Source organism: Mogibacterium neglectum, assembly GCF_030644205.1.
GTDB classification, from domain to species: Bacteria; Bacillota; Clostridia; order Peptostreptococcales; family Anaerovoracaceae; genus Mogibacterium; species Mogibacterium neglectum.
In genome coordinates this window covers 1,387,351-1,406,955 of the sequence record NZ_CP128647.1, presented here as the reverse complement: position 1 = coordinate 1,406,955, position 19,605 = coordinate 1,387,351, and the positions used below count along the sequence as shown (strand labels likewise).

The following is a 19,605-nucleotide window of genomic DNA, read 5'->3' as shown; positions in this document are numbered from 1 at the left end:
AAAATTATCCTCTGGCAGTCACTTTGCCGAGGAGTATAAATATAAGATACATAATTGCATCCACCGTTACAATCGTTGCTCCTACTGGAGTTCCGCCTAGGATTGATATAAACATCCCAGTCAAGGCTGCAACTATTGACAGGATTATAGAGCAGATGGTTACCGCTCTGAAGCTTCCAAATACGCACATCGCCGATAGAGCAGGAAAGATTATGAGTGCGGATATCAAAAGTGAGCCTACCAGGTTCATTCCCAATACTATTATAACAGCAATGATGATTGCGATGATTAAATTATATGTTTCTGTCTTGGTGCCTGTCGCTTTCGCATATTCTTCATCAAAAGTTACCGCAAAAAGTCTGTTGTATAGGAATACGAAGGCAATTATGACCACTGCTGAGGTGACGAGGCATATAATTACGTCCTCTGTCGTCAGCGTCAATATCGATGTGGAGCCAAATAATGTCGTGCATACGTCACCGGATACGTTTGCAGATGAAGAGAATACGTTCATCATCAGATATCCGAAGGCAAGTGACACGACGGACAATATCGCCAGCTTAGCATCACCCATGACCTTGCTATTCTGACCACCACGGAGCAACAGTATGGCTGCTATTATGGTTACTGGCATGGTAATATACAGATTGCTCGATACGTGTAAAATTGTGCCGACTGTCATGGCGCCAAAGGCAACGTGTGATAGCCCATCTCCGATAAATGAAAACCTCTTAAGAACAAGTGTTACTCCGACCATAGCTGCACAGAGGGCTATTGATACACCGACGATTAATGCATATAGGACGAAGGAGTGAGAAAAATACATGTGTAATTGTTCTGAAATATTAGACATCTAGAATCGCCCTCCTCTCTGCTTCTGAAGCTAAGTGAGGCGTATCGCTCATTATAAGAAGCTTATTAGCTGCAGCTAGCGCTTTGCTGATATCGTGCGATATGGTTATGATTGTGGTTCCGCTCTGATTCAGTCTATCTAGCAGGTAGTACAGATGGGCAGCGGCCACCGGGTCGAGCCCGGTGATCGGCTCGTCCAGAACCAGCACTTTCTTGGAGCCGGCTATGGCGCGTGCGAGGAGCACGCGCTGCCGCTGCCCACCAGAAAGTTCGCGAAAGCTCTCGTTCTTAATATCCTCGAGGTCAAGCTCTCGGATAGCATCAGCGGCAAGCTTTCGCTCCTTATTCCCATAAAAAGGCCTGAATCCAAGTCTATCCAGGCATCCAGATAGTACGACTTCCCATACGGAAGCCGGGAAATCTTTCTGCATCTCACGCTGCTGCGGCAGGTAGCCGATATCACTCTTATCGACATCGCCACGCAATAATACCTTGCCGTTAATCGACGGAATCAAACCCACCAAGGTCTTAATCAAGGTCGATTTTCCGGCACCGTTTTCTCCTACAATACAAATATAATCTCCGTTATTAATCTCCAAATCGAATCCATTACAGAGGGGCTTGCCTGAATATCCGACAGCAAGCCCCTCGCAAATGATACTAAATGAAGAGTCCCTAGTCTCTCTTACCATTTTGTTTAATTTATTCTCCTATTAATTACCTAATTATTTAGAACCTCCTGCAAGACTTTGAGGTTATTCTCCATTGTCTTGAGGTAAGTCTTTTTCTTGAGGTCACCCTTCTTCATAGACTGCAGCGAATCAAGAGTCTTTATATCTCTCTTAGTTCCGTCAGCATTCTTAATTACTGACTTAGCAATCTTGTGATCAGAGTTCTCAATAGTTAAAACATGCTTTATCTTAAGCTGGTTGAGCTTGTTGGATAGGAAACTAATTGTCTCAAAGCTAGCCTCAGATTCAGCAGAGCAGCCGACAAATGCAGCATAGTAGTTCAAACCATAGTCATCTACCATGTAACGGAATGGGAAACGGTCTCCGAATATTAGAGTCTTAACCTTAGCATTTTTAACAGCCTCAGCATATTTATTATCTAGTTTCTGGAGCTTTTTTGTATAAGCATCTAAGTTCTTCTTATAAGTATCTGCATGCTTCTTATCTTTTTTAGCAATTGCCTGCTCAATAGGCTGGCAGAGCTTAATTGCATTCTTGAGAGATAGCCATACATGCTCATCATACTCGACTTCCTCAGCATTCTCATGATGATGACCATCACCTTCGTCTTTATCCTCCTTCTCAGGCTGCATACCTTCCTTAACTTCCTCGGCCTTCTTGCTGTCCTTCATCTCATCCATGAGGTTGATTGCAACGAGATCCTTGTTCTTTTTCTTCTTGAGAACATCAGAAACCCACTCGTCAGACTCACCGCCAACGTAGACGAAAATATCGGCATTTGATATATCCTTTATGTCCTGAGCGGAAGGCTGGAAACTGTGCAAATCAGTACCATTCTTCTGAAGTAACTTCAAATCAACGTCCTTGACTCTGTCACCGAGAATCTCTCTAACCCAGTCGTACTCAGGAAATGTAGTTACGACAATCTTGAGCTTCTTGGAGCTCGATTCCTTGCTGCCACAGCTAGCAAGTGTACCAAGTGAAAGGATTGCAATCATCATAATTGCAAATATTTTAATAAGCTTGTTACGTTTCATAAAAACCTCCATGCTATGTAACGTGAAAAATACAGATTTTTCAAAAATAATATCGGTTATTGTAATTATCCGAGCACCGCGATTCTTCTATGAATCGAATCGGTGACGATATAAAAATGGGGAGATAACCGAAATTAAAAATCATTTTCAGTTTACCACTGGCGATTTATCATGTCAATGTAGAAAGAAAGTTTCACAAAGCTATTAAAAATTTTTTAACACCTTTATGTCAGTGGAGTTCAACAAAAATCATAAAGATTTAGCGGAAAAATAAAAGAACGTATGTTTGATTTTTGTTTGTGCATCCACTATAATTGGGACAAGCAAAAAAGTCAAGCTAAGTATTTGTCATCAGCAGGGATCGAAGATGAATAAGAGAGCATCAATCAATATATTTAATAATTGGGAGGAACTGGAGGGGAACAGAACTTACCTGTGTATCGATCTGAAGTCTTATTATGCATCTGTCGAATGCATAGCGAGGGAGCTTAATCCGCTCGAGGCTAGACTTCTCGTCGCAGACGAATCTAGGTCTGACAATACAATCTGTTTGGCGGTTTCACCTGCTCTAAAGGTTATTGGTGTTCCAGGTAGACCTAGATTATTTGAGGCGAAGCAAGCGATAAGAAGAGCTGAGATAGAGTGTGGTCATGAAATTGAATACATCATAGCACCACCACGGATGGCCGAGTACGTGCGCATATCATCAGAAATTTACTCCATATATATGAAATTTGTTTCTTCGGAGGATATTCATGTATATAGCATAGATTAATGCTTTCTGGATATAACGCATTACCTTCACATGTATGAGGAGGCGGCGATTCGCCACAAGGTTTCTGCAGCTCATGAGATGGCGATGACTATAATCAAAGCTGTGCTAGTAGAGACAGGAATAGTTTCAACTGCGGGAATTGGAACTAATATGTATTTGGCTAAGGTTGGTATGGATATAGTTGCCAAGAAGAACAAAGCTGATGAGGATGGTGTAAGGATTGCAGAGCTCAACGAGACATCTTACAAGTATCTCCTTTGGAACCATAAGCCACTAACTGACTTTTGGCAGATTGGACGTGGTAAAGCCCATAGGCTTGCTAAAATCGGAGCTTATACGATGGGAGATATAGCGCGCATATCGATTTATGAGGAGGAATATTTGTATAAAGTGTTTGGTGTAGATGCGGAGATTTTGATAGATCATGCATGGGGGAAGGAGCCATGCACTATGGCGGATATTAAGTCATATAAACCGTCGGCTCACTCGCTCTCTACTGGGCAGGTTCTGCCTCGTGCTTATGCCCATGAAGAAGGTCGCAATATATTTATCGAGATGGCTGATAAGCTATCCATGGACATGGTACGGAAGAAACTCAAGGCGTCGCATTTTTCTTTTTTTATCAGCTTCGATGGACAGAGCCTTGAAAACGGAGAGTATAATGGCTCGGTTGTGGTTGATTTTTATGGAAGAATGATGCCCAAGACTGTTTCTGGTAATGCTAGGCTCCGAATTGCTACGAATTGCACTGCGGAGATTTTAGGAAGTTTGAAGAAAGCTTTTGATCGCCTGATAGACCCGACACTTTACATAAGGCGCATAACCATAGCCGCCAACGATATCAAGGTAGTAGATGAAGATGAGCAGATTGATATATTTTCACTAGACTCTTGCGGTATAGATGACTCTAAAGAATGTGAATTGCAGGAGGTTATGCTAGCAATACGAGAGAAATACGGTAGCAATGCCTTGATAAAAGGCATGAATCTCGAAGAGGGAAGTACATATATAGAGAGGAACAATCAGATAGGGGGTCATAGAGCATAGATGGGTGTATACGATGAAAGAATTATTCGGACAACAAAATTCGAGTATGCCGATATTATCAATAGAGTGAGGCCAATTCATAAGACTGATGGATTTTCGTACAAGTATCCGCGTATGAGCACTGAGAAGCGAGCTAAGATATTCGCACCTTTTGCTGCCCTGTCTGGTTACGATGAAGCTTTAGCAGATAAGGAAATAATCTACGAGAACAAAAGGGCGCTTACTGATGATGAGTATTTTGATCTAGACTGCAAAATCGCAACCATATACGAGAAATGCAGCAACAGCATATTAGCTAGAGAGAATGGTGTTGAGGTCAGAATACTTTACTTCGAACCCCTCGCTGATGATGAATTGCACGGCAGATATATAGAAGTCAGCGGGCTAGTTACAAAGATTAGACCAGACAAAGAGACTATCACAATTCTTGATAAAGAAATTCCTTTGGGGTCAATATACAAACTAGAAATCCTAAATGCTAGAAGCATTGGTTCACTAGATGAATAAAAATCCCTGCTCTTGAAAGCAGGGAGGGAGTGTATCGTTTATCTAAATTGATAAAACAATAGCATATCATGTCAGAATATGTCGTATCATATAATATTCTATCCTATCGCATCATATCGTATCGTATACGATAAAGCATACGAGAGTGTCATGGATTAAACTCGTGCAATTTGTTCGATTCCTTCAACTGTGCCGAGAAGCTCCATCCCAACTGGTCTCCAGTAATCATATATGAGTACTGGGCCACTGTATTCATATAGAAGCCTTATGACTGTGTTGAAGAATATAGGATTGTTGATGAATATCTTAACGTTGAAGTTGCAGCCATACTGTTTTTCTTTGGTGTACGGATATTTGAAATTTATAATCTGTGACTCGGGTTCGCAGTCATAGTAGCGAAGCTCGAGAAGCTTGTAGCCTGTGAACTTAGACTTATTGTCATCAACATTTTCACGGCAAGCGATTACTTGGTCTATTCTTGCATCGGTCATAACCTGCACATCTCCGGGGTTGTTCTTGCAAATCTCATATAACTCTCTGACTGTGTTTAGTGCGTGAGGTCTTTCCGCCTCGTTTTCGTCTATAGGTATAATCCCTTTGCTGATTAAGTGCTGCAGGAATTCTTCGCATGAGAATGTTTCGAGCGTGTAATCCTCTAGTTTATTGCTAGAATTACACTCGATAGTTGTGTTCGAATTGTCGATTTCTTTAAAATTGATATATGCCATCTTGTCACCTCTAATCTCTATTAGCATTGGTATTATACCACCAGAACTTATTGAGGTCATTAATAAATAAAGAGAGAGGTAGCATTTATTAAATGCCACCTCTGATATACATGTACATGGTTATATAAGCATGTCATCTTGCATTACAATTTCAGCAAGATTTGTAAGCCTTTAATTTACAGAAAGTTTTTAGATGCTGCTTGCAATATCAATGCTTCCTATAACGTTGATATTGCAAATAGGATATTTTGAGAATTATCTGTATTTATAGAAACCCTCACCAGCGTTGATGCCGGTCTTACCCTCATCAATATACTTTTTAAGCATTGCTGCAATCTTACCTGCATTTGAATCTGGATTCTTTGACTCAGGGTTACTAGATACGATGTTGTAAGCAGTAGTGAGTCCGACGATATCGAGTATCTGGAATGGCCCAAGCGGAGAACCAGTTCCTAGCTTCCAAGCTCGGTCGATATTTTCATGATCTCCGATTCCGTTAGCGAGCAGGTACTGTGCGGAATTCAGGAATGGCACGAGCATAGAGTTTAGCAGATAACCAGGCTGCTCCTTGAGTACCTTTATAGGAACCATGTTAAGTGATTTAGCGAATTCAACTACCTCGTTATATGCGACCTGTGATGTCGCGCTGTGTCCCATAACCTCACCGATGTTGCTTCTCCAGATGTTATTAGCAAAGTGAAGTGCAAGATATCTTTCGGGCTTAGATATGTCTCCCCTAAATGTGCTAGGAAGGAACGTCGAAGAGTTTGTCATCACAATAGTGTTATCATCTAGTACTTTATCGAGCTTCTTGTAAAACTCATGCTTCTCATCTGGAATCTCGGCCATGCTTTCTATGAAGTAATTACAACCCTTTGCAGATTCCTCTAAAGAAAGAGATAGCTTTAGGTTCCTGTAAGCGTATTCAACCTTTTCCTTAAGTTCATCGAGCTTCTCATTAGTTAGGTCTTCAGCTTTTACGCCGAAACCTCCTGGAACCTGAATTCCAGACTTGCCTAGATTCTGCCTTAGAGTTTCGATTTCAGATAGATAAATCTTGTAGAGCCTATCTATCTTAGGCTGAGATCTACCGATAGAGCCCTCGCTTCTTAGCCATATAGTTGTATCAAATCCGGAGAAAGCGCTCTGAAAAGCAATCTGGCTGCCGAGCACACCTCCACCAGCTACTGTAACTTTTTTATTATTCATGGAATTACCTCCTGTGTATAAATAGCAACTTGTGTTAGCTCTGTACAACTTTATTATACACCTAAAACTAAATAAAGCTATACAATATTTAATAGTGCACAATTATTTCTTTAAAACTACACAATCCATAATGATTGTAACTATTGACAGAGCTCAATAATAGTTCTATTATACTTATTAGTTCTTGGTTTATTGTATTTAACTATTTGAACCGAGAACTGATAAATATGGTAATTGACTTCAGGGCAGGGTGTGATTCCCTACCGGCGGTATAGCCCGCGAGCCGAGAGGCATGATTCGGTTAGATTCCGAAGCCGACAGTTAAAGTCTGGATGGGAGAAGCTTTTATTCTGGAGGGTACATTAGGTGTACAGGGATGAATTGCAGGAGCTCTGAGGGGCTTCTTTTTTAGTGCATATCCATTCTAATTGAACGGGTCAATTGTATATTTATTCGAATGAGGAGAGAGAAATGTCGTTAGAGAGAGCTGATGAGCTGATGCTGCAGGACAAAGAGTACATGCGCCGAGCTATTGAGTTAGCTAAGAAGGGTGAGGGATGGGTTAATCCCAATCCAAAGGTAGGAGCTGTAATTGTCAAAGATGGACAGATCATAGGCGAAGGATACCATGTTAAGTGTGGGCAGATGCATGCTGAAAGGAATGCTATAGCATCACTTCACGATTCGGCAGATGGTGCCACAATGTACGTAACTATGGAGCCTTGTTGCCATTATGGCAAGACGCCACCTTGCACGGAGGCTATTATCGAAAATGGAATAGCTAGAGTTGTGATTGGATCTAAGGACCCTAATCCCAAGGTAGCAGGAAAGGGAGTTCAAGCACTTCGAGATGCGGGCATTGAAGTCGTAGAAGACCTTATGATAGATGAGTGCGATGCTCTAAATCCAATTTTCTTTCACTATATAACTACTGAACATCCTTACGTAATGATGAAGTATGCTATGACTGCTGACGGCAAGATTGCGACTAAGACTGGAGCTTCAAGGTGGGTTACTGGTCCTGAGGCAATTCACAAGGTGCATGAGATGCGTCATGAATGCATGAGCATAATGGTGGGTGTTGATACGGTTATAGCTGATGATCCGATGCTTAACTGCAGAATTGAGAACGGCAGAAATCCAGTGAGAATCGTATGTGACAGCAAGCTCAGAATTCCAAGTGAATGCCAGTTAGTTAGAACTGCTGATGAGTACGATAGCGAAACAGTTGTTGTTTGTGCAGTTGAGGGTCTACCGATAGGTGAGGTCAGATTTAATGATAAAGCACCGCTCTATCTGGACTACGAGAATGTAAATCCCCTAGCAAAGGCTTTAGGTAAGAAGTTTGGCGGTGGAGATTTCATCAAGAAGGCGGTTAAACTCAATGAGATGGGAGTCAGGATATTTAACTTCCCAGGGCATGACGGAAGAGTTAATCTAAACATGTTGATGGAATACCTCGGGCGTCTGGAGATAGATAGCCTGCTGCTTGAAGGCGGTGGCAATCTCAACGAGAGTGCGCTGAGAGCAGGAATCATAAGTGAGCTGAGGATATTTATCGCACCTAAGGTGTTCGGAGGAAAGGCAAAGAGTCCTATTGAAGGAATCGGAGTTGAAAATCCGAATATGGCATATAAATTCTCATTCGACGATGTTGAGAGGATAGGTTCTGATCTCATGATTACATGCAAGAGAATCGATAATCTCAGCACATATATTCCAGAAGATGGAGAAAACTAATGTTTACAGGAATCATTGAAGAGACAGGAAGACTGAGAGCACTGGACATATCGGGGGTGACAGGCCGTATAGAGCTTGAGGCCTCCAAGGTACTAGAAGGCACTAATATTGGTGATAGCATCGCTGTGAATGGTGTCTGCCTCACCGTGGTAGAGCTTCATGCCGATGGATTTACCGCGGATGTCATGCCTGAGACCATTTCGCGAACAGGGTTCTCGCAGCTCAGAGTAGGTGACAAGGTTAATCTGGAACGAGCGATGGCTGCAAATGGCAGGTTCGGTGGACACATAGTATCTGGTCATATTGATGGTGTTGGAACTGTTGAATCACTTGAACACGATGGCATTGCCGTATGGGTAAGCATCAAGGCGCCAACAGAAATTCTCAGACTCATAGTTGAGAAGGGCTCCATAGCAATCGATGGAATCAGCCTTACTGTTGCTTATGTAGATGGTGAGCGTTTTAAGGTGTCGATCATTCCTCATACAGGTGAGGAAACTACACTGCTGAAGAGGCATTCGGGTGATAAGGTTAATCTTGAAAATGATATTGTAGGCAAATATGTAGAAAAATTATTGGGACTTGGCGAGCCGACTGTGTATGGTGGTGCTCGGCAAAGGGGCGATAACGAAAGTGAACTTACACTTGAGTTCCTGGCGGAAAACGGGTTCTGAAAGGAGATGCGATGAGTAGTAGAAAACGCGAATATGATTCAATTGAAAGAGCGCTTGAGGATCTAAGAGCAGGGAAGATAATTCTTTGCACAGATGATCCAGATAGAGAAAACGAGGGTGATATGATCTGTGCTGCGGAATTCGCAACGCAAGAGAATATCAATATGATGGCTAGTATTGCAAAGGGTCTTATCTGCACACCGATGAGCATTGAGCTCGCAAGGAAGCTCAACTTCCCGGCAATGGTGTCTGAGAATACGGATAACCATGAAACTGCATTTACAGTTTCCATAGACCATGTCGATACCACGACTGGTATTTCAGCTAAAGAACGAGGATATACGATGAGAAAGTGCGTAGATCCCGATTCGAAGCCTGAAGATTTTAGGAGACCAGGACATGTGTTCCCCCTCGTTGCTAAGAGGGGCGGTGTGCTAGTTAGAAATGGACATACAGAGGCTACAGTAGACTTGCTGAGACTTGCTGGGCTCAAGGAGTGCGGTGTGTGCTGTGAAATTATGGATGATGACGGTACGATGATGAGAACGCCTAAGCTGTGGGAGATTGCAGAGAAATACGATCTAGCATTTATAACAATTAAGCAACTTCAGGATTATCTGCGCATAAACGAGTGCCATGTAATACGTGAGGCGGTAGCTAAGCTACCTACAGTGTATGGTGAGTTCACGATGTATGGGTACATTAACGACATTACTGGTGAGCACCACGTAGCGCTGGTTAAGGGTGAAATCGGAGATGGAAAAGATGTTCTCTGCCGAGTTCATTCGGAGTGCCTCACAGGAGATACATTTGGTTCACTGAGATGTGACTGTGGGCTGCAGCTCGAGAAGTCGCTTGAGATGATAGAAAAGGAAGGCCGAGGAGTCCTGCTTTATATGAGGCAGGAAGGCCGTGGAATCGGGCTCATCAACAAGATTAAGGCATACGCTCTTCAGGAAGAGGGATATGATACGGTGGAGGCTAATGTTAAGCTTGGATTTGCACCGGACTTAAGGGAATATTGGGTAGGCGCACAGATTCTTAGAGACCTGGGTTGCAAATCTCTAAGGCTTATGACTAACAACCCTGAGAAGGTGTATGGTCTTGGTGATTTTGCTCTTGATATAACTGAGCGAGTTCCGATTGAGATTAAGCCACAGAAGTTCGACTATATGTATCTCAAGACGAAGAAGAGCAAGATGGGACATATTTTCAACGAAATTGATTTAGACAAGTAGAAAGGAAGCGTCATGAACAATATCAATCTATTAGAAGGTAAAGTCGTTGCAAAAGATGGAATGAAGGTCGGAATCGTAGCTGCTCGTTTCAATGAAATCGTTGTAAGCAAGCTGCTCAGCGGTGCTATTGACGGACTTGTACGTCACAATGTCAAGGAAGAAAACATCACAGCTGCTTGGGTGCCTGGAGCATTTGAACTACCAACTGTTGCTAAGAAGATGGCTGAGTCTGGGAAGTATGATGCGGTAATCGTTCTCGGTGCTGTAATCAGAGGTCAGACATCCCACTACGAGCTTGTGTGCAACGAGGCAGCTAAAGGAATTGCTCAGATTTCGATGCAGACCGGTGTTCCAACTATGTTTGGTGTAATCACGACAGAGAATATTGAACAGGCAATCGCTCGTGCAGGAAGCAAGGTTGGGAACAAGGGATACGACTGCGCTCTATCCGCAATCGAGATGGTTAACCTCGTAGAACAGCTATAAGATTAGCTATAATGGCAAAGGCGAAAAGGTATATTTAATATTGCAAGGCAGACTGGTGCAGTCTGCCTTGTTTTCGAAATACGAATGAGGATTGGTCGTATAAATGGGCAAAAGTTTAGAAATTAAGAATAGTGAAAGGGAAAATCAAGACAAGAGTAAGGTTATGCTCGTGTTTGACTATGACGGCACTATTCAAGAAACTATGAAGATATATGCACCAGCTATTCTTGATATAGCGAAGAGGCTACGGACGATATATGATATCCCAGTCGAAAATCCTAGCTATGAGCGCATGGAGAGCTGGCTGGGGCTTAGAAATGATGAAATGTGGGCGGACTTCGCCCCAGCGCTCCCTGCAGCCGCCAGGGCGGCCGCGGTGGCGCGTGTCGGCGCCTACATGCGCACTCTGGTTCGCGGTGGTGCTGATCCCTGGTATTCCGGTACCCGTGACACACTAGACAGGCTCAAAAAACAGGGATACAGGATGATGATATTAAGCAACTCAGATCACGAGTATGCGGAATTTAACAGAAAGAGATTTAACACAGATAAGTGGTTTGAGAGGTATATAGATTGTGAATCCTGGGATTGGCAGTCTAAAGCTGATGTGTTAAGCTCTATAATAAGCGATGAACCTGACTTAACATATGTTATGATTGGGGATAGGTTCAATGACCAAGAGGCGGCAGTGAGGAACAAGATATTGTTTGTCGCATGTGAATATGGATACGCGAAGTCCGGAGAGCTAGATGAGGCTGATGCGAAAGCTTATTCAATTGTTGAGCTACCTGAAATTATTTCTAGACTAACTGATTTTTAGGGGAGGAAAGATGAACATTGTATGCTTAGATATGGAAGGCGTATTGGTACCTGAGATTTGGATTGCTTTTGCAGAAGAGACTGGTATCGAAAAGCTAAAGAGGACTACAAGAGAAGAGCCAGATTACGATAAGCTCATGAATTACAGACTTGATATCTTGAGGGAGCATGGTCTTGGACTCAGGGAGATTCAGGATGTAATCGCTAGAATTGATCCGCTACCAGGAGCAAAGAGGTTCTTAGATGAACTTCGTGCAACGACTCAAGCTATTATTCTCAGTGATACTTTTTCTCAGTTTGCCCAGCCACTTATGGCCAAACTTGGATGGCCGGCACTATTCTGCAATGAGTTAATCGTGGGCGAAGACGGAATGATAGAAGGCTTTAAGATGCGCTGCGAGAAATCAAAGCTCACAACAGTGAGAGCTCTTCAGTCATGCGGTTTTGAGACAATTGCGGCAGGAGATAGTTTTAACGACCTAGCTATGATTGAAGCAAGCAAAGCGGGATTCCTATTCCGCAGCACAGACTCCATCAAAGCGGATTACCCACAGTTCCCAGCCTACGATGAGTTTGACGATCTACTAAGCGCGATTAAGAAGGCATTATAAGGCTGAAATATAAAGCCTAGATAGTATTTCGATAACTAATTATATATAAGAAGACTAATAAGCATCGTCCTTTATGGCGATGCCTTTTTTTTATGCTCAAAATGCAATCAAAACTGGTCATAGAAAATCCAGTAGAAAAAAATCGAGAGCCCAACAATCAGAGCTCTCGATTTTTGTGTCGATATTCATGACAATATATCTAGCTATTTATTAGTTCGATAATTTCAATTCGTCCTTTCTGGTAGCAGAATATATACCTCCGATTACAGCACCAACCAGTGCAGGTACAACCCAGCCAAGCGCTAGCTTAGTGAGTGGAAGGTCACTTACGAAACCGAACGGAAGACCGAATCCATTTAGAACTGAAAGCAAGCTTGTGATGAATGCGGCATAAGCTGCTACACCACCAACGTATTTGCTTGTAATCCAGTTATCAAGTACGGCAAATATTACCAAAACGATAAGCGGTGGATAAAATGCGCTTAGTATAGGTGCAGCTAACGCAATGATTTTATCTAGACCAAGGTTGCTCATAAAGAAGCTGAACCCAATCGTAATTAGTATTACTGTGCGGTAACTAATCTTTCCGTTTGACAAACCAGAGAAGTAGTCGCCGATTACTGAAGAAAGTCCAATCGAAGTTGTTAGACATGCTAGCAGAATTATAATCGCTAGAGCGATAACTCCCCAGCCACCGAGTAGTCTGTTAGTGATAGCGATTAGAAGTGGAGCCTGTGCAAGACCTGCAAAATGGCTGTCGCTTGAAGTCGATGCACCGAGGAATGTTAGGCCTCCATATACTAGTCCAAGTAGCACTGTCGAAATGATATCCGCACCAGCTACTAGCTGTTTTACATCTTTCTTTTCAGTAAATCCATATTTCTTTGCAGCAACTATGAGAATGATAGTTACTGTTACTCCGCCAATACCATCGAGAGTTTGATAACCATTGACAATTCCAGTCTGGAATGGAACAAGATCCTTTGTTCCAATAGGTGCACCGATTGGATTAATGATTCCGAGTACGATTAAAATAACCATTACTAGGAGTAAAAGCGGTGTAAGGAACTTTCCTATGACATCTACAACACCAGAAGGATTGAGTGCAAGAATGGCAGTCACCGCGAAGAACATTAGACTGAATGCCCATAGCGGAACGCCTGGTAGCAGTCCCTTAATACCCATCTCGTAAGTAGTAGCGGATGTCCTTGGAATACAGATGATAGGTCCTAGTAACAGCAGAATGATGGATACGAATACCTTACCAGGTATGGTTCCAATCTTGTTAGTTACTCCGTCTACCGTTCCTTCTCTGTTAGCAACAACAGAATAAATAGCTAAGGCAGCTAGTCCAACGTCCATGATAAAAAATCCTACAAATCCTACTAGCCAATTGCTCCCTGTCTGCTGGCCGAGGAATGGCGGAAATATAAGGTTGCCCGCGCCAAATTGAGTTGCGAAAAGAGCGAGACCCATGGTCACAATAATCGGCCCTTTCGCCTTTGGTTTTGAATTATCTTTCATTGTTCCTCCTATAATAAAAGTAATAATAAAATGTTTATTTACAATTAAAAAAGATAGATATTACTATATATTAACTATTAAAAAACCAGTACCGAAATATAATCATATGTCTAGTACTTTTTGGAATAACAAGGTTTAATCTACTGAAGGGGTGTGTTATAATCGCTGTAATTTCAAGCATATTATAAATTATGATTAATTTTAGGAAAAGGATAAATGGATTTAATTAAACTGAAATATTTTATTGCTGCAGCAGAATTATTGAATTTTTCTAAAGCTGCTGAAGCTTGCAATATTACGCAGACTGCAATAGGTAAGTATATTAATAAATTAGAAAATGAAATCGGATGCACGCTATTCTACCGAACTAATAAAGGAGTCAGTTTGACTGAAGCCGGAGAAAAATTTTATGCAGGTGTAAAAGAGATAAACGGACAGTATGAGAGCTTATTAAAACAAATTGAGAATGAGAAAGATAAACTTCTTAGAATTGGAATTGCAGGAGACTATCTACCAGTTAATTTTCTAAGAAAGTACAAAGCCATGAATCAGGATATGTCCTTCGAAGTAGAGTTTAAGGACAAAGATCAATTGATAAACATGCTGGAGATGGAATCAATAGATGCGATGATTATTCCTGATGTCACAATGCTAAGTGAAAATACACTTGGCATAGAGAAGATGGAAATCGGAGCTGCACACGATGTTTTGTGCTGCTCTCAAGAAAGCGTGATTAAATATGGAAGTGTTGGGAAAGTCATAGAGAATTTACCACTTATAACCAAAGCAGTTGAAAGTGAGTATCATGAATACTGTAGAGATAATCTCAAAAGCATATATAAAAGTACTTTTTCGGATGTACGTGTAGTTGATACGGTATCAAATCAGACTACTTTAATTGCGCTTGGGCAGGGATTTGCTATCCAGCCAAAAGAGGAGATGACAGCGATTGAAGACATGTATATGGAGAGTTTAGGGGAGACGTTTACAGAGATTTTGTTACTAGTCTACATGTCAAAAAACAAAAATAAATCACTCCGTGATTTAGTGAAATTTGTAAACAAAAGTAATAGCGATGGCGAATCATTATTTGAATAATTAAAAATAAAAAAGCTAGTATAAATAAAAATTCCTGGATTCTTATGAAACCCAGGAATTTTTAAGTCCTATAAGATTAACGCTTCGAGAACTGGCTAGCTCTTCTAGCTTTCTTGAGACCGTACTTCTTTCTTTCCTTCATACGAGGGTCTCTCGTTAGGAATCCAGCGGCCTTAAGTGCTGGTCTGTTAGCGTCAGCATCTACTTCGCAAAGTGCTCTTGAGATACCGTGTCTAAGTGCTCCAGCCTGTCCAGTTGTACCACCACCGTTGACTAGTGCGATTACATCGTACTTTCCAGTTGTTCCAGTGATTTCGAAAGGTCTCTTAACCTCGTTCTTAAGAACTTCAAGTCCGAAGTAATCTTCGAGATCCTTCTTGTTTACAACGATTCTTCCTGTTCCAGGGAGTAATCTGACTCTAGCAATTGAAGATTTTCTTCTTCCTGTTGCCTGATACATTTCTTTAGCCATCTTCTAATCCTCCCTTCCTAGAATGTCCACTCTTCAGGATTCTGTGCAGCATGTGGATGCTCAGGTCCTGCGTATACCTTTAGCTTCTTGAACATCTGTCTGCCGAGCTTGCCCTTAGGCATCATGCCTTTAACAGCGTGACGGATGATCTCTTCTGGCTTCTTAGCGCGAAGTTCTGTAAGAGTTATCTCCTTGAGACCACCTGGATATCCGCTGTGGCTCTTGTAAATCTTCTGCTTTTCTTTCTTGCCAGTTACTGCTACCTTCTCAGCGTTTACAACAACTACGTAATCTCCGCAGTCAACGTGAGGTGTGTAGATAGGCTTCTTCTTTCCTCTTAGGATCATTGCAATCTCAGCTGCAATCTTACCTAGAGTCTTGTCCTCTGCATCGATAACATACCACTTGTGGCCGATATCTGCAGGCTTAGCGATGTAAGACTTCATTTTCTGTCCTTTCTACCTACTCAGATCCGAAGATCGGTTTCGGCACTGTCTACTAGGATCTAAAGATCTTGTTCGACATACTAAAAATAACTTAGTGTCGGAGCTACCGGGCAGAGCCCTGCTCCATTTGCACAATATGCCTAAAAAATTATATTACTCAAAGTGTTTAAAGTCAAGCATTTAAGGCTTTTATTTCGTTCTGTTCATCCCATTCTTCCACTAGAATAGCCCTAAGCTCCATGTCGAAATACTCATTACTGCGTTTCCCGGCTAGTTTGAGTATGCCTTCTGTTCTGAAACCTAGCTTTGTGTATAGGTTTGAAGCGACTTTATCGTCGGGAAAATGAGAAACGGTAACTCTATGTGTGCCGAGCTCCTCGAAAGCGTGGCGAAGAAGAGCTTCCATGGATTCTGTTCCATAACCTTTGCCGCGAGCCGTTTCGTCAGCGAGATAAATGATTGCGATATTTAACGAATCATTGATGGAATCAATGTTGGTGATATCTATTTTTCCCAGAGGTTTTTTGCTAGACTTCTCAACTATTGTCATCCATTCGCGAGATGGATCGTGGATGACGTTGTGAAATTCGTCGGTTATAGTATCGAGATTTCTTTTGCCTGTCGTACAGAAATGCTCGATTACAGTTTCTCGCGACTCCCATTCTGCGAAAAGGTCGCAATCGGCAAAGGATGCCTTGCGAAGTATGATGTGGTCAGTTTCTATCAAGTCGATTCCTCCTCTAGTACCAATCTTATTGATGTCTTATTATACCAAAAAATTACATAGCTTATCATATATAATTGCGGTATTGTACACCTTAATATGCTTGCATGTTATAATTTTACTACATATTTGGGACTATTTATTAAAGGGATTCAGTAATGGTGATATCCTAGTTATTATTAAATCAGACAAGGTAAATGCTGACAAAAACCAATAACCTTTCAATATGATTAGGTGATTAGGGGGACTTATCATATGAGCAATAAGAACAAGGGAAATATTGCACTGCTAATAGTTGCGATTATCTGGGGAAGTGGATTTATCGCTCAGAAGATGGGGATGGATTCTATAGGTCCATATTTCTTTAACGGAGCACGAATGATTATTGGGGGATTAGCTCTTATGCCTCTAGTCATAAAAGCTGCAAGACCAAGGGAATTCTTTAGTAAAAAGCTTCATGGTGAGAATGTAGTAAGAACTCGGAAGATGAACTTGCTCGTAGGGAGTGTCGTGTGTGGGACGATGCTCGGGATGGCATCGAATTTACAGCAGGTAGGACTCACAACTGTGCCAGTTGGGAGAGCTGGTTTTATCGTCGTAATTTATATAGTTATCGTTCCATTGCTGGGAATCTTTAGCGGACATAAAGTAGGTCTAAGGATATGGATTTCAGTAGTAATGGCGATGATAGGATTTGCAATGTTGAGCTTACATGGCGGGCTTTCGGGACTGGGAACAGGTGATGCTATAACACTCTTGAGTTCGTTGTTTTTTGCACTACAGATAATGGCTGTATCAAAACACGTAACCAAGAATAATGCGTTAATGCTCTCTGTGGCGCAGATGCTAGTGTGCGGGGTACTTACACTGATTGTCGCATTCATAGCTGAGAATACAACTCTAGAGATGATCAAGAACGCCCTATGGGTAACGCTTTATTCGGCTCTTATTCCAACGGCGCTCGCATACACTATGCAGATAATAGGGCAGAAATATACTAATCCAGTTGTTGCATCGCTGCTAATGAGTCTTGAATCCGTGTTTGCAGCGATATTTGGGGTTCTTATCCTCCATGAGCATATGTCTCTCGTGGAGTGGGGTGGATGTGTTGTAATCTTTGCATCCACTGTAGTTGCACAGGTGCAGCGGAAATCGCCAGAGAGAGACAGCGTGGGGAAATAGTGGGTTTGTATATAATGTAAAGCAAGGTTTTCATGCTGAGGTAGTATCCATAAAGGCAGTTGTCGTTAAAGAGTCATACACCGAGCAGGTGCTTGTCAGTGAAGGACACTGGGAGTAAGTTATTACTTTAAAGGAATTTAAATGAAAATTCGTGTATACTATAGAGTAACGTATGAATAAGGCAGGTCTATAGTATGGAAGATATTAAAAAAATAAAAATTCGTGAGGCGAAGCGTTCCGACATAGCCGAGGTTGGGCGCATCCTATCAGAGAACTATCATAATACATATGCAAATATACTTGATAAAAGATATCTAAGCTCTGTGAATCCTGAGAGTGCGTCGAAGAGGATGGACACATATTTTCTTACACCAGGAAATGAAATGTTTGTTGCTGAGCTACTAACAGATGGTGAAGAGACTGGAACCGGTGAGATTGTCGGCTTTGTAGCGGGCACACCCTCTCCGGAAGTATTCGGTGCATTCTGGCTTGAGATGCTGCATATAGAGGCATCTTACAGAGATTTTGGTATAGGGCGAAGGCTCTTATTTACGATGGGAAATAGAGTGGCGGATATCGGATATTCACAGATGGTAATCGACGTATTTGCAGGTAACACCAAAGCAGAAGAGATATATAAGCATTACGGAGCTAAGCAGATTGATGAATTTTATCAAGATATAGAAGGCTTTGGGGTGCTATCATCACTCTTGAGCTGGGACGACTTGTCGGTGTTCCGAGGATAGGGGGATAACGTGGATATAATAGTTAAAATGGTCACTTCGGCACAATTTATAAGTAGCATAATCATCATCTTGGTCACCTCTATTGCAACGCTCGTCATAGAACATACGCATAAGCTCTATGTCAAAAAGACCAACAATACGGTACAGATGAATGCGATTGTTAGATCGACGTTTAGACTGATGAAGACTGTAACCTGGATAATTGCAGCCTTGGCAGTACTCGAAGTAAACAATATACGGATTACATCAATAATCGCTGGTGTTGGTGTTGCCGGTGCGGTTTTCGGCATGGCGATGCAGGACGTATTTAAGGATGTGCTGATGGGTATGCATATAATTAATGACAAAGCCTTTAAAGTTGGCGATGTTATTAGGATTGATGATGACGAAGGTATAGTTACACTATTCACCCTTCAGACCACTCAGTACACGAGCCTAAATACAGGAGATAATGTTACCATCTGCAACAGAAATATCACTAAAGTGGGTATAACTAATGGTATATACGATATAGACATAGGGCTCAGATATGACGAGGATCCAGAGCATGTCAGAGAGGTTCTGACTGACTGTGCAAAGAAGATTAAAGCAGTTAAAGGCATCAAGAACTCTGAATATCTAGCTGTCCAGAGCTTCGATGCAACGTCTGCAACATACAGGATCAGATACTGGTGTAAGCCGAAGGATAAGTGGGCTATGAGAAGAGCTGCTATGGGTGTGCTGCAGAAATGCCTTATTGAATCAGATATTGTGCTTCCTTATAGTCAGCTCGATGTACATGTTAATGATTCTGACGGTAAGTAGAATCATATCAGCAATACAAATTTCTATAGAAATTTCAATTTAATATACGCAAGTAATTAATATTCCGAAGGAATCCTCTTGGCGCATTGGCGATGAGAGGATTCTTTTTTATGATGCCATATTCTAATATCTACGAAAATAAACCATAAAACAGTGTATACGATAAAGTGCAAATTTTTCATATCAACTTATCG

General features: G+C 41.8%; 22 protein-coding genes and 1 riboswitch. Of the genes, 13 read left to right on the top strand and 9 right to left on the bottom strand.

The window, feature by feature from the left end:
* Positions 1-4 precede the first annotated feature (4 nt).
* From QU661_RS06540 to QU661_RS06530, 3 genes are read right to left on the bottom strand one after another with little or no spacing between them, the layout of a single operon-like run.
* Complete coding sequence (locus tag QU661_RS06540; protein WP_304989447.1) at positions 5-853, bottom strand: metal ABC transporter permease; 849 nt, start codon at positions 851-853, stop codon at positions 5-7.
* Positions 846-1,544: a metal ABC transporter ATP-binding protein gene (locus QU661_RS06535; protein ID WP_304989446.1), complete on the bottom strand. Its 699-nt coding sequence runs from the start codon at positions 1,542-1,544 to the stop codon at positions 846-848. Before QU661_RS06535 ends, QU661_RS06540 begins: the two co-directional genes overlap by 8 nt.
* A 29-nt stretch (positions 1,545-1,573) precedes the next feature.
* Complete coding sequence (locus tag QU661_RS06530) at positions 1,574-2,581, bottom strand: metal ABC transporter substrate-binding protein (protein ID WP_304989445.1); 1,008 nt, start codon at positions 2,579-2,581, stop codon at positions 1,574-1,576.
* Between the two features lie 367 nt (positions 2,582-2,948).
* Here QU661_RS06530 and QU661_RS08340 point away from each other — a divergent pair, with 367 nt between their 5' ends.
* The 3 genes from QU661_RS08340 (at position 2,949) to QU661_RS06520 (ending at position 4,910) form a co-directional block, all read left to right on the top strand.
* On the top strand, positions 2,949-3,356 hold the full coding sequence (locus tag QU661_RS08340; RefSeq protein ID WP_330692435.1) for a Y-family DNA polymerase: 408 nt from the start codon (positions 2,949-2,951) through the stop codon (positions 3,354-3,356).
* Positions 3,357-3,440: 84 nt separating this feature from the next.
* Positions 3,441-4,403 carry a DinB/UmuC family translesion DNA polymerase gene (locus QU661_RS06525; RefSeq protein ID WP_330692434.1) on the top strand — a complete coding sequence of 321 codons (963 nt, stop codon included), beginning with the start codon at positions 3,441-3,443 and terminating at the stop codon, positions 4,401-4,403.
* A complete protein-coding gene (locus QU661_RS06520) occupies positions 4,404-4,910 on the top strand; it encodes a hypothetical protein (RefSeq protein WP_304989444.1) in 507 nt (168 codons plus the stop codon).
* 155 nt (positions 4,911-5,065) lie between these two features.
* Here QU661_RS06520 and QU661_RS06515 read toward each other — a convergent pair whose 3' ends face one another.
* Positions 5,066-5,665, bottom strand: coding sequence for a hypothetical protein (locus QU661_RS06515; protein ID WP_304989443.1), 600 nt, complete (start codon positions 5,663-5,665; stop codon positions 5,066-5,068).
* 228 nt (positions 5,666-5,893) lie between these two features.
* Complete coding sequence (locus tag QU661_RS06510; RefSeq protein WP_304989442.1) at positions 5,894-6,847, bottom strand: 3-hydroxyacyl-CoA dehydrogenase; 954 nt, start codon at positions 6,845-6,847, stop codon at positions 5,894-5,896.
* 232 nt (positions 6,848-7,079) lie between these two features.
* Positions 7,080-7,195: riboswitch (FMN riboswitch) on the top strand.
* A 123-nt stretch (positions 7,196-7,318) separates the two neighbouring features.
* Here QU661_RS06510 and ribD point away from each other — a divergent pair.
* From ribD to thrH, 6 genes are all read left to right on the top strand, one after another.
* A complete protein-coding gene (gene ribD, locus QU661_RS06505; protein WP_330692433.1) occupies positions 7,319-8,587 on the top strand; it encodes a bifunctional diaminohydroxyphosphoribosylaminopyrimidine deaminase/5-amino-6-(5-phosphoribosylamino)uracil reductase RibD in 1,269 nt (422 codons plus the stop codon).
* Positions 8,587-9,261 carry a riboflavin synthase gene (locus tag QU661_RS06500; protein WP_304989441.1) on the top strand — a complete coding sequence of 225 codons (675 nt, stop codon included), beginning with the start codon at positions 8,587-8,589 and terminating at the stop codon, positions 9,259-9,261. Before ribD ends, QU661_RS06500 begins: the two co-directional genes overlap by 1 nt.
* An 11-nt stretch (positions 9,262-9,272) precedes the next feature.
* Positions 9,273-10,499: a bifunctional 3,4-dihydroxy-2-butanone-4-phosphate synthase/GTP cyclohydrolase II gene (locus QU661_RS06495; RefSeq protein WP_304989440.1), complete on the top strand. Its 1,227-nt coding sequence runs from the start codon at positions 9,273-9,275 to the stop codon at positions 10,497-10,499.
* A gap of 12 nt (positions 10,500-10,511) precedes the next feature.
* A complete protein-coding gene (gene ribH / locus QU661_RS06490) occupies positions 10,512-10,985 on the top strand; it encodes a 6,7-dimethyl-8-ribityllumazine synthase (RefSeq protein WP_304989439.1) in 474 nt (157 codons plus the stop codon).
* 103 nt (positions 10,986-11,088) lie between these two features.
* The gene (locus tag QU661_RS06485) at positions 11,089-11,805 is read left to right on the top strand and encodes an HAD family hydrolase (RefSeq protein WP_304989438.1); all 717 of its coding nucleotides are present in this window, start codon (positions 11,089-11,091) and stop codon (positions 11,803-11,805) included.
* A 10-nt stretch (positions 11,806-11,815) separates the two neighbouring features.
* Complete coding sequence (thrH, locus tag QU661_RS06480) at positions 11,816-12,415, top strand: bifunctional phosphoserine phosphatase/homoserine phosphotransferase ThrH (RefSeq protein WP_304989437.1); 600 nt, start codon at positions 11,816-11,818, stop codon at positions 12,413-12,415.
* 210 nt (positions 12,416-12,625) lie between these two features.
* On the opposite strand, the gene brnQ is transcribed toward thrH, so the two are convergent.
* Positions 12,626-13,939, bottom strand: coding sequence for a branched-chain amino acid transport system II carrier protein (gene brnQ / locus QU661_RS06475; protein WP_304989436.1), 1,314 nt, complete (start codon positions 13,937-13,939; stop codon positions 12,626-12,628).
* Between the two features lie 216 nt (positions 13,940-14,155).
* Between brnQ and QU661_RS06470 the strand changes: the two genes are divergently transcribed.
* Positions 14,156-15,037: a LysR family transcriptional regulator gene (locus QU661_RS06470; protein ID WP_304989435.1), complete on the top strand. Its 882-nt coding sequence runs from the start codon at positions 14,156-14,158 to the stop codon at positions 15,035-15,037.
* 76 nt (positions 15,038-15,113) lie between these two features.
* Here QU661_RS06470 and rpsI read toward each other — a convergent pair whose 3' ends face one another.
* The 3 genes from rpsI to QU661_RS06455 all read right to left on the bottom strand — a co-directional run bounded on the left by rpsI (position 15,114) and on the right by QU661_RS06455 (position 16,682).
* On the bottom strand, positions 15,114-15,509 hold the full coding sequence (rpsI, locus tag QU661_RS06465; protein WP_304989434.1) for a 30S ribosomal protein S9: 396 nt from the start codon (positions 15,507-15,509) through the stop codon (positions 15,114-15,116).
* Positions 15,510-15,526: 17 nt separating this feature from the next.
* Positions 15,527-15,955 (bottom strand): 50S ribosomal protein L13, encoded by a 429-nt coding sequence (gene rplM / locus QU661_RS06460; RefSeq protein ID WP_304989433.1) that lies wholly within the window; start codon positions 15,953-15,955, stop codon positions 15,527-15,529.
* Between the two features lie 172 nt (positions 15,956-16,127).
* Positions 16,128-16,682 (bottom strand): GNAT family N-acetyltransferase, encoded by a 555-nt coding sequence (locus QU661_RS06455; protein WP_304989432.1) that lies wholly within the window; start codon positions 16,680-16,682, stop codon positions 16,128-16,130.
* A gap of 252 nt (positions 16,683-16,934) precedes the next feature.
* On the opposite strand from QU661_RS06455, the gene QU661_RS06450 reads away from it, so the two are divergent.
* The 3 genes from QU661_RS06450 to QU661_RS06440 all read left to right on the top strand — a co-directional run bounded on the left by QU661_RS06450 (position 16,935) and on the right by QU661_RS06440 (position 19,411).
* On the top strand, positions 16,935-17,861 hold the full coding sequence (locus QU661_RS06450; RefSeq protein WP_304989431.1) for a DMT family transporter: 927 nt from the start codon (positions 16,935-16,937) through the stop codon (positions 17,859-17,861).
* A 194-nt stretch (positions 17,862-18,055) separates the two neighbouring features.
* Positions 18,056-18,607, top strand: a complete 552-nt coding sequence (locus tag QU661_RS06445) for a GNAT family N-acetyltransferase (RefSeq protein ID WP_304989430.1) — start codon at positions 18,056-18,058, stop codon at positions 18,605-18,607.
* 9 nt (positions 18,608-18,616) lie between these two features.
* The gene (locus QU661_RS06440; RefSeq protein ID WP_304989429.1) at positions 18,617-19,411 is read left to right on the top strand and encodes a mechanosensitive ion channel family protein; all 795 of its coding nucleotides are present in this window, start codon (positions 18,617-18,619) and stop codon (positions 19,409-19,411) included.
* The last annotated feature ends 194 nt before the right edge of the window (positions 19,412-19,605 follow it).

Bases quoted from the DNA above. Each gene is read 5' to 3' on its own strand.
- QU661_RS06540 (WP_304989447.1), bottom strand. From the start codon at position 853: ATGTCTAATATTTCAGAACAATTACACATGTATTTTTCTCACTCCTTC.
- QU661_RS06535 (WP_304989446.1), bottom strand. From the start codon at position 1,544: ATGGTAAGAGAGACTAGGGACTCTTCATTTAGTATCATTTGCGAGGGG.
- QU661_RS06530 (WP_304989445.1), bottom strand. From the start codon at position 2,581: ATGAAACGTAACAAGCTTATTAAAATATTTGCAATTATGATGATTGCA.
- QU661_RS08340 (WP_330692435.1), top strand. From the start codon at position 2,949: ATGAATAAGAGAGCATCAATCAATATATTTAATAATTGGGAGGAACTG.
- QU661_RS06525 (WP_330692434.1), top strand. From the start codon at position 3,441: ATGACTATAATCAAAGCTGTGCTAGTAGAGACAGGAATAGTTTCAACT.
- QU661_RS06520 (WP_304989444.1), top strand. From the start codon at position 4,404: ATGGGTGTATACGATGAAAGAATTATTCGGACAACAAAATTCGAGTAT.
- QU661_RS06515 (WP_304989443.1), bottom strand. From the start codon at position 5,665: ATGCTAATAGAGATTAGAGGTGACAAGATGGCATATATCAATTTTAAA.
- QU661_RS06510 (WP_304989442.1), bottom strand. From the start codon at position 6,847: ATGAATAATAAAAAAGTTACAGTAGCTGGTGGAGGTGTGCTCGGCAGC.
- ribD (WP_330692433.1), top strand. From the start codon at position 7,319: ATGTCGTTAGAGAGAGCTGATGAGCTGATGCTGCAGGACAAAGAGTAC.
- QU661_RS06500 (WP_304989441.1), top strand. From the start codon at position 8,587: ATGTTTACAGGAATCATTGAAGAGACAGGAAGACTGAGAGCACTGGAC.
- QU661_RS06495 (WP_304989440.1), top strand. From the start codon at position 9,273: ATGAGTAGTAGAAAACGCGAATATGATTCAATTGAAAGAGCGCTTGAG.
- ribH (WP_304989439.1), top strand. From the start codon at position 10,512: ATGAACAATATCAATCTATTAGAAGGTAAAGTCGTTGCAAAAGATGGA.
- QU661_RS06485 (WP_304989438.1), top strand. From the start codon at position 11,089: ATGGGCAAAAGTTTAGAAATTAAGAATAGTGAAAGGGAAAATCAAGAC.
- thrH (WP_304989437.1), top strand. From the start codon at position 11,816: ATGAACATTGTATGCTTAGATATGGAAGGCGTATTGGTACCTGAGATT.
- brnQ (WP_304989436.1), bottom strand. From the start codon at position 13,939: ATGAAAGATAATTCAAAACCAAAGGCGAAAGGGCCGATTATTGTGACC.
- QU661_RS06470 (WP_304989435.1), top strand. From the start codon at position 14,156: ATGGATTTAATTAAACTGAAATATTTTATTGCTGCAGCAGAATTATTG.
- rpsI (WP_304989434.1), bottom strand. From the start codon at position 15,509: ATGGCTAAAGAAATGTATCAGGCAACAGGAAGAAGAAAATCTTCAATT.
- rplM (WP_304989433.1), bottom strand. From the start codon at position 15,955: ATGAAGTCTTACATCGCTAAGCCTGCAGATATCGGCCACAAGTGGTAT.
- QU661_RS06450 (WP_304989431.1), top strand. From the start codon at position 16,935: ATGAGCAATAAGAACAAGGGAAATATTGCACTGCTAATAGTTGCGATT.
- QU661_RS06445 (WP_304989430.1), top strand. From the start codon at position 18,056: ATGGAAGATATTAAAAAAATAAAAATTCGTGAGGCGAAGCGTTCCGAC.